The sequence below is a fragment of the Micromonospora sp. NPDC005367 genome, from assembly GCF_040606825.1.
Classification (GTDB): Bacteria; Actinomycetota; Actinomycetes; order Mycobacteriales; family Micromonosporaceae; genus Micromonospora.
This window is the reverse complement of the sequence record NZ_JBEXFP010000003.1, coordinates 1-7,049: the sequence shown is the minus strand read 5'-3', so window position 1 is coordinate 7,049 and position 7,049 is coordinate 1. Positions and strand designations below refer to the sequence as shown.

Here is a 7,049-nt window from a genome sequence, read left to right as displayed (position 1 = left end):
ACCTCCTCGTCGCTGAGGGAGGGGTCACACCGCCGCTGAGCGGTGTGACCCCCGGGAATACTCACTGCGGGCCGGTCACGGCCCGTGACTCAGTGCCGAACGGTGATGTCGCCGGACGGCTTCGCCAGGTCGACGTTGGTCTCCTCAACGCGGGACAGTAGCGAACGCAGGGAGTCCACCTTCGAACCGTCTCCCTTGGAGAGGCGGACGAGACCGTCGATGATCGACGTGACCAGCTCGACCTGGGTCTTGAGCCCGTCGTGGATCTGCTTGTCCACCTCGGCCCGCACCCCGCCGGGAGGATTGTTCAGCTCGACCACGGAGGCGAAGCTCTTGTTCACCGCGAGCATCTCGCGGTGTGCCGGATCGAGCTTGCCGCCGCGCAACAGGTCGGTGTTGGCTCCGACGCTAGCCACGGTTCGCCCCCGAATTCCCGTTCGCCCGCGCTTTCGCGCCGCCGAACGACTCGTTGATCGACTGCATCGCCTCGTCGAACATCTGGTCAGCGGTCTTCTCGCCGCGCAGCAGGCCGGCCAGCGGCAGTCCGGGCGGCAGGATCGACTCGAACAGCTTCATCGCCTTCTGCCGGGCCTCCTCCCGCGCCGACCTGACCGTCTCCACCAGCAGGCCGGCGAGCTCCGCCGGTGCCATCGTGCGGTACGCGCTCGTCGGGAACTTCACGTCGATGAGATCACCACGACCGTCCACGGTGACGCTCACGGCCCGGTTCTTGGCCGTCACCGTCGTCTGCGCACCCGACATCTGCTGCTCGACACCGCTGATCGCGGCCTTCTTCTCCTCGAACTCGGCGTACGCCTGTTCGATCCGGTCGTACAGCGGACTTGTCATCTGGTTCTTCCTCTCAGTTGCCGCGGCGGACCTGCTGGCCGCTGCCCCGACCGGGGCCGTACGGGGATCCGGGCGTCTGCGGCGCGGCCGGCGACCATGGGGTGCGCTGCCCGCTCGACGGCTCGGTGATGTCGTCCCGGCCGATGACCGCGGGCGCCACGTCCGGGTCGGTGCCCCAGACCTCCTCCTCCTCGGCCAACCAGGTGGTGCGTTCGCGCTCCTTCTCCTGCTGGTTGCCCGCCCCCATACCGCCCATCGGCGGCATCATGGGTGGGTAACCCCCGGCGGGCCCGAACGCGCCGGCCGCGCCGTTCGGACCCGGCTGACCGCCGACGCCGGGGACCAGGTTGAAGCCGGTTCCACCGCCGCCGGCCGGTGCCGGGCCCAGCGGGCCGAGCACCATGCCGTTGGGCGAGGGACTGTTGGCGCCCCAGCCCGAGCCGGTGCCACCGCCGCTGCTGCCGAGGCCGGCCGCACCGAAGTCGTCGAACTCGGAGTGCGAGCCCGGTGCTCCGCCGAAGAAGTCGTTGCCACCGACCCCGCCGCCGCCCGGGCCGCCCAGACCCGGCAGGTTGTCGCCGCTGCCGAGCCCGGGGAAGTCGCCGCCGGCGCCGCCGGTACCGCCGAGCCCGGGGAAGTTCCCGCCGGCGCCGGGCCCGTCGGAGCCGCCGAGCCCGGGGAAGTTCCCGCCGGCGCCGGGCCCGTCGGAGCCGCCGAGCCCGGGAACGGTGATCCCGGAGCCGGAACCCGAGCCACTGGAGCCGCTGAGGCCGGGGAAGTCGCCGCCGGCTCCGGGGCCGCCGAGATCGGGGAGGTCGCCGATGGAGGACGGTCCCTCCTCGAAGTCCCCACCGGTGGTGGGCCCGTTCTGCGATGGGGGCTTGTCGTCGTTGCCCCGCGGACCGTTCAGGCCGCCGGTGAGGCCGGGCAGACCACCGAGACCGAGGTTGCTGCCGAAGCCGGCACCGCCACCCGCACCGGATCCCGACCCGGTCAGACCGTCGAGTCCCGAACCGCCGCCGTTGCCGAACAGGCCGTCGGTGTTGAGGCCGCCGCTGCCGCCGCCCCCGCCGTTGAGCAGATCGTCCAGGCCGAGGCCGCCGCCCCCGCCGCCCCCGCCGCCCGACAGGCTGTTCGCGTCGAAGCCGCCACCGCCGCCGCCACCGCCGGTCCTCGACAGGATGTCGTCGAGATCGAGGCCGCCGCCGCCTCCGCCGCCACCCTTGTTGAGGATGTCGTCCAGGTTGGTGCCGCCGCCTCCGCCGCCACCCTTGTTGAGAAGGTCGTCGAGGTTGATGCCACCGCCGCCACCCTTGTTGAGGATGTCGTCCAGGTTGGTGCCGCCGTCTCCGCCGCCACCCTTGTTGAGAAGGTCGTCGAGGTTGATGCCACCGCCGCCACCCTTGTTGAGGATGTCGTCCAGGTCGATCCCGCCGTTGTCGCCGTCGTTCAGGTCGTCCTTCGACGGCGGCGGCGGCGTGTACGTGCGGGGGTCGACCAGGTTCCGGTAGGTCGTCTCGAAGCTGTCGTGCAGCTTGCGGTACTGCTCCGTCATCGCGTCGTTCAGCACCTTCGCCGCCTCGGCGTAGAAGGCGTGCATGTTGGCGTTCAAATCGGACAGCGCCTTGCCGGCGTCGATGAAGTCGTACGTCTTCGCGCCGTTGCCGATGTCGATGCTGATGGGCCAGGTCTTGAGGTCGTCCCAGACCACGAGCTTGTGCTCGTCCCAGGCGCGGCCGTTCCAGCCGTCGGTCTCCTTGCCCAACTGGTCGATCGCGCGCTCGATGTCACGCATCGCGGCCTCGACCATCGCCTTCGGGCTCCGCCCCGGGTGCGTGTCGAACGCCTGCCACGCCTTGGCGATCTCGGTGAGGAAGGTCTGCACCGCGTCGCCGTTGCCGTGCAGCATCGCCACCCAGTCGTCGGCGGTCCTGAGGTCCTCCCGGAGCAGCAGCATCTCGTCCCGGAGGTTCGTGAGCGACTCGCGAAGCCCCTCCGCCGCCGCGCCCTTGAAGCCGTCACCGAGATTGTCGACCTCGGTCTTCAGCTGCTGGGCGGCCGTGTCGAGCCACATCGCGAGGTTGTAGAAGCTCTCCGCGGACTCGTGCAGGGTCGCCGCGTCGAGCGGCGGCGGCAACGGCGGACGGAACAGCGCGTCGCCGGAGCTCTTGTAGAACTGGTTCCAGTAGTCGTCCGGTGAGTAGTCGCCCGACTTCTCGAACCAGTTCACCTTTCCCTTGATGATGTAGTACGCGGCGTGGGACTTGCCGATATGTCCGGCGCCGTCGAAGTAGAACTCCTGGGCGGTCCGGCGGTAGAGGGTGAACTCGTTGTTCGCCGGGGTGCCCATCGGATCGTCCCAAGGCTTCGCCTTCGAGTTCACGTAGAAGCCGGAGCCCGACAGGCTGATCCAGGTCGGCTGTGTGAACTGGCGGGTGTCCATGTCGGAGGCGCCGAGCACTTCCCGCAGGCCCTGTTCCCAGGCCGGCAGGTTGTTGGGCAGCGGATTTGGCTGAGTCATCGGGACCTTCGTTCACCGCACGGGGTCGGCGGCGTGAGGGGGGTCGGGACGTCGCGGGGATCGATCAGGTGTTGTTGCCGGTGTTGCCCGAGCCGGTCGGACCGTTGCCGAGGCCGGTCGACGACGCGTACGAGGTGTTCGCGTCCTCGATGTCGTCGCTCGACGCGATGATCCGCTCGAGGTTCTGGCCGTAGCTCGACAGCTTCTGGTCGTACGCGGCGAGCCGCTGGTCGACCTGGCCGCCCACGGTCCGGATCCGCTCCCGCAGGTCCTTGCCGGCGGCGAAGTTGTCCGAGCCGGTGCGGACCACGAGGCTGTTCAGGTGGCCGCCGTGCGGGTGGGCCATGTCGTTGGGGTTCGCGCCGGCCCGGACGGTGGTGACCTGGTTCCTGATCCCCTTCAGCTTCTGGACCACGCCGCGCAGGTACGCCTCGTCGATCTTGATCTGTTTCGGCATCGCCTGGGTTCCTTCCCTCGATCTCTCGCTGCGGACAGGTCCCGGCCGGGCGGCGCGGTGGTCCCGTGCCGCCCGACCGGCTCAGCCTGCGCCCGGGATGGTCCCGGGTCAGGCGACGAAGAGCGTCGCTCCCTGGCGGTCACCGGCGTGGTAGTTCTCGCCGATCTTGCGCAGCTCGGCGACGGCCTTGGCGGTGCCGCTGTTCACCTTCGTCATGCCGCCGTCCCACTTCTTCTGGACCTCGTCGTAGTTGGTGATCGTCTGGCCCGCGTTGCTGCTCACGAAGACCTGCACCTGGGACTTCAGCTCCTCCAGGGCCTGGCTCAGCCGCTGGGCGACGCTCTGCAGCTGACTCGCCGCGGCGTCGACGTCGGAGAGGTCGACGGTGTAAGTGGCCATTGCTCGCTTCCTTCCTGCCTCGGGTCGTACGGAAAGATCAGTTGGTCCAGCTCGCCTTGGGGGTGAAGGTCTCGGTCTGCAGCGAGATGCTGGCTGCCGCCGCGACGTTGTCGTCCTCGGTGGAGTCCGTGATCGCGGCGAACCGTTGCATGGCGCCGCTGATGTCGCCGAGGCCGGAACGGATCTCCACGATCCCCTGCGAAATCTCCTGAAGCCCCTGCTGGTAGCGCATGGAGGCCTCGCCCAGCCAGCGGGCACCGAGCTCGGACGAGCTGCTCATCACCGTGCGCTCGGCCTGCTCCAGCTCGTCCACCATCCGCTGGAACGCGTAGATGACACTGCTTCTGGTCTCGTCGTCGGATTTCTGCTGAGTCCAACTTGCCACGGCCCTGCTCCTTCCTCGTCTGCTGTCTCCGGGACGACTCCGACTGGAGCCGTCACCACACTTCTGCCTTGCTCGCCCCGGTCGCGTGGCGACCGTCGTGTGATCGCCCGTGCCGGCCACTCACCGGCGCTGCTGGGACGGCGATCACCCCCCGCCCACGGCGGAATCCAGCAGGGGGCCGGTGGGCAGCATCTCCAGCAGCTGTCGGGGCACCGGCCGGGCCGTCGCCGGAGGGAAGCCGAGCTGGGTCGCCACCTCGCTCGAACCCACCGGATACTTGATCCCGGCGTCGGTCACCAGATAGAAACCCGACCCGGCGGCCTGGTCCGTCCGGCCCGCCAGCACCAGGCCACCGACCCCCGGCTGCACCGCGACCGCCTCCGCGCTCGCGGAGGTGCGGGTGACGCCGACCCCGTCGGCGAGGGTCGTGGCCTCGGGGGCGGGCACGTCCACGGTCACCTCCACCGCGCCGTCCGCCATCGAGTGGCGTACGCACCACGTGCCGCGCTCCGGAGTCTTCGCCAGGCTGGGCGGGGTCGCCGGCAGCGCCGCCACCCAGTCCGGTTGCGGGGCGACCGGCAGCGCGGCCAGGGCGGCGGGGGACAGTTCGCGTGGCCGCACCGGCTGTCCGTCGTACACCTCGGAGGTCGCGGGGTCGGCGGCCACCATGGCGTACGCCATCGGGCTCAGCTCGGCCAGGCCGTTCTGCTGGAGCAGGTAGCGCCGCTCCGCGCCGTCCGGGGTACGGGCGGTGAAGAGTTCACCGACGACGCCGCGCCGCCCGTCCACCGTCGGCCCCGCGCTGCCCCGTCCGGGCAGGTCGGGCGGCGCGATGTCGGCCCCGACCGGTACGGACTCCAGCCAGCCCGCCTCCACCGCAAGCGCGTCGCGGTCGTAGCCGAGTACCCGGGCCAGCCAGGGTTCGGTCAGCCGGTGCCGCCGCCCCCGCCAGACGAGGAAGCTCTGGTCGTCCGCGGTGACCAGGATCGCCTGGTCCCGGTCGAGCGGCCGGTCCCGGCGCGCGCCGCCGGTGGGCTGCTCGATGCGAACGGTGGTCGCCGTGAAGGTCGTGCCCGCGGCGTCCGGCCGGGCCAACGCGCAGACGGTCCACACCTGACGGTCGACGGCGGTGGCGGTCGGCAGCGCGTCCGGGGCACCTGCGATGCCGAGCGGCTGCCCGTGCGCCACGTCACGCAACGACTTCCGGGAGACCGTGACGACCGCGGGCTCGCCGCCGAAGAGCAACCGCGCCGAGCTGTAGTTGAGGACGGGATGCAGCAGGCCGTCGTCGAAGACGTACCGGCTGCCGGTCTCCTTCTCCACCACGAGGACACCCGGCTGCCGCCACTTGGTGGCCCCACCGGGGAAGAAGAACCCGAAGATCACGAAGCCGGCGAAGAGCACCGCGGCCACGAGCACACCGGCGATCGTGCCGACCACCATGCGGCGGTTCGGGTTCTCCAGGCCGTCCGGCTCGGCGGCGACCAGCGCGCCCGTCAGCCGGCCCAGCACGTACGTCTGGGCCTGCACCTGGTCACGGCGGGACTGCACGGCTCAGCCCGCCAACGCCCGGGCAGCCGCGTACGCGCCGAGCACGGCGAGCAGCGCCGGCAGCATGGCGATGGTCGCGGTGAGCTGGACCACGTCGCCGATCCGTGCCCAGTAGGGCATCAGCCGGCGGTTGGGCAGCAACCGTCCCAGCAGGAAGAGCAGCACTCCGGCCAGCGGCAGCAGCGTCACCGGCGCGAGCAGCCGGAGCAGCGACGGCGCCTGCGCCAGGCTGATCACGGTCAGCGCGACGAGTCCCGCCACCGCCGGCAGGGCGTGCGCGAGCCGGTGCCACGCGCTGGTCATCGGGCGCAGCGCCAGCAGCCGCACGAGGGCGACCAGCCCGAGCAGGGTCCAGGCCGCCCAGCCGCCCGCGAGGGCCACGAGGAGCAGGCAGACACCGGTCACGGCTGCCGCTCCGGCGTACAGCCCCGTCATGTACCCGTCGGCCACCGCCGTGCGCTCCAGCAGTTGCTCGCTCGGCTCGGGATCGATCTCCTCCTGGAGGTGCTCCGGCTCGGTGGGCAGCGGCGCCAGGTGGATGCGGGCGAGGCGGAAGGCGACCAGCGGGACGCGTACCGTCGCCACGGTGGCGGCCACCGCGACCACCGCCGCGGCCTGGCCCGCGTCGAGGCCGACGAAGGCGGAGAGCGCGGAGCCGACGGCGGCGAAGAGCGCGCAGGCGACGACCGCGGCGAAGAGCGGTCCCGCCCAGCCGATCAGGACCGCCGCCAGCGGCGCCACCACCAGCGCGGACACCGAGGCGGTGAAGACCTCAGGGCTGCCCACGACCAGCGGGGAGCTGTCCCGGGACAGGTCGGGGGCGATCATCCCGGCCAGCGCGGCGAACCCGATCGCGGTCACCGCCGACGCGAGGCCGAACGGCCGGT

General features: G+C 71.2%; 8 protein-coding genes. All 8 read right to left on the bottom strand.

The genetic code is table 11. The features are described from left to right. Nucleotides 1–89: 89 nt before the first annotated feature. Entirely contained in the window at nt 90–416 is a 327-nt protein-coding gene (locus tag ABZS42_RS02955; RefSeq protein WP_355141944.1) for a hypothetical protein, read from the bottom strand. Beyond that, nucleotides 409–849 (bottom strand): YbaB/EbfC family nucleoid-associated protein, encoded by a 441-nt coding sequence (locus ABZS42_RS02950; RefSeq protein WP_355141942.1) that lies wholly within the window; start codon nt 847–849, stop codon nt 409–411. Before ABZS42_RS02950 ends, ABZS42_RS02955 begins: the two co-directional genes overlap by 8 nt. Before the next feature lie 13 nt (nt 850–862). Further along, nucleotides 863–3,370, bottom strand: a complete 2,508-nt coding sequence (locus ABZS42_RS02945; RefSeq protein ID WP_355141940.1) for a hypothetical protein — start codon at nt 3,368–3,370, stop codon at nt 863–865. A 64-nt stretch (nt 3,371–3,434) separates the two neighbouring features. Continuing rightward, complete coding sequence (locus ABZS42_RS02940; protein ID WP_355141938.1) at nt 3,435–3,827, bottom strand: hypothetical protein; 393 nt, start codon at nt 3,825–3,827, stop codon at nt 3,435–3,437. A gap of 108 nt (nt 3,828–3,935) precedes the next feature. Continuing rightward, on the bottom strand, nt 3,936–4,226 hold the full coding sequence (locus tag ABZS42_RS02935) for a WXG100 family type VII secretion target (RefSeq protein WP_355141936.1): 291 nt from the start codon (nt 4,224–4,226) through the stop codon (nt 3,936–3,938). Nucleotides 4,227–4,263: 37 nt separating this feature from the next. After that, the gene (locus tag ABZS42_RS02930) at nt 4,264–4,611 is read right to left on the bottom strand and encodes a WXG100 family type VII secretion target (RefSeq protein WP_355141934.1); all 348 of its coding nucleotides are present in this window, start codon (nt 4,609–4,611) and stop codon (nt 4,264–4,266) included. Nucleotides 4,612–4,755: 144 nt separating this feature from the next. Beyond that, nucleotides 4,756–6,162: a type VII secretion protein EccB gene (eccB, locus tag ABZS42_RS02925; protein WP_355141932.1), complete on the bottom strand. Its 1,407-nt coding sequence runs from the start codon at nt 6,160–6,162 to the stop codon at nt 4,756–4,758. Nucleotides 6,163–6,165: 3 nt separating this feature from the next. Continuing rightward, nucleotides 6,166–7,049 (bottom strand): type VII secretion integral membrane protein EccD (gene eccD / locus ABZS42_RS02920; protein ID WP_355141930.1); only part of this gene is annotated, 884 nt, incomplete at its 5' end.

Coding starts and splice junctions, on each gene's coding strand:
- ABZS42_RS02940 (WP_355141938.1), bottom strand. CDS start 3,827: ATGCCGAAACAGATCAAGATCGACGAGGCGTACCTGCGCGGCGTGGTC.
- ABZS42_RS02935 (WP_355141936.1), bottom strand. CDS start 4,226: ATGGCCACTTACACCGTCGACCTCTCCGACGTCGACGCCGCGGCGAGT.
- ABZS42_RS02945 (WP_355141940.1), bottom strand. CDS start 3,370: ATGACTCAGCCAAATCCGCTGCCCAACAACCTGCCGGCCTGGGAACAG.
- ABZS42_RS02950 (WP_355141942.1), bottom strand. CDS start 849: ATGACAAGTCCGCTGTACGACCGGATCGAACAGGCGTACGCCGAGTTC.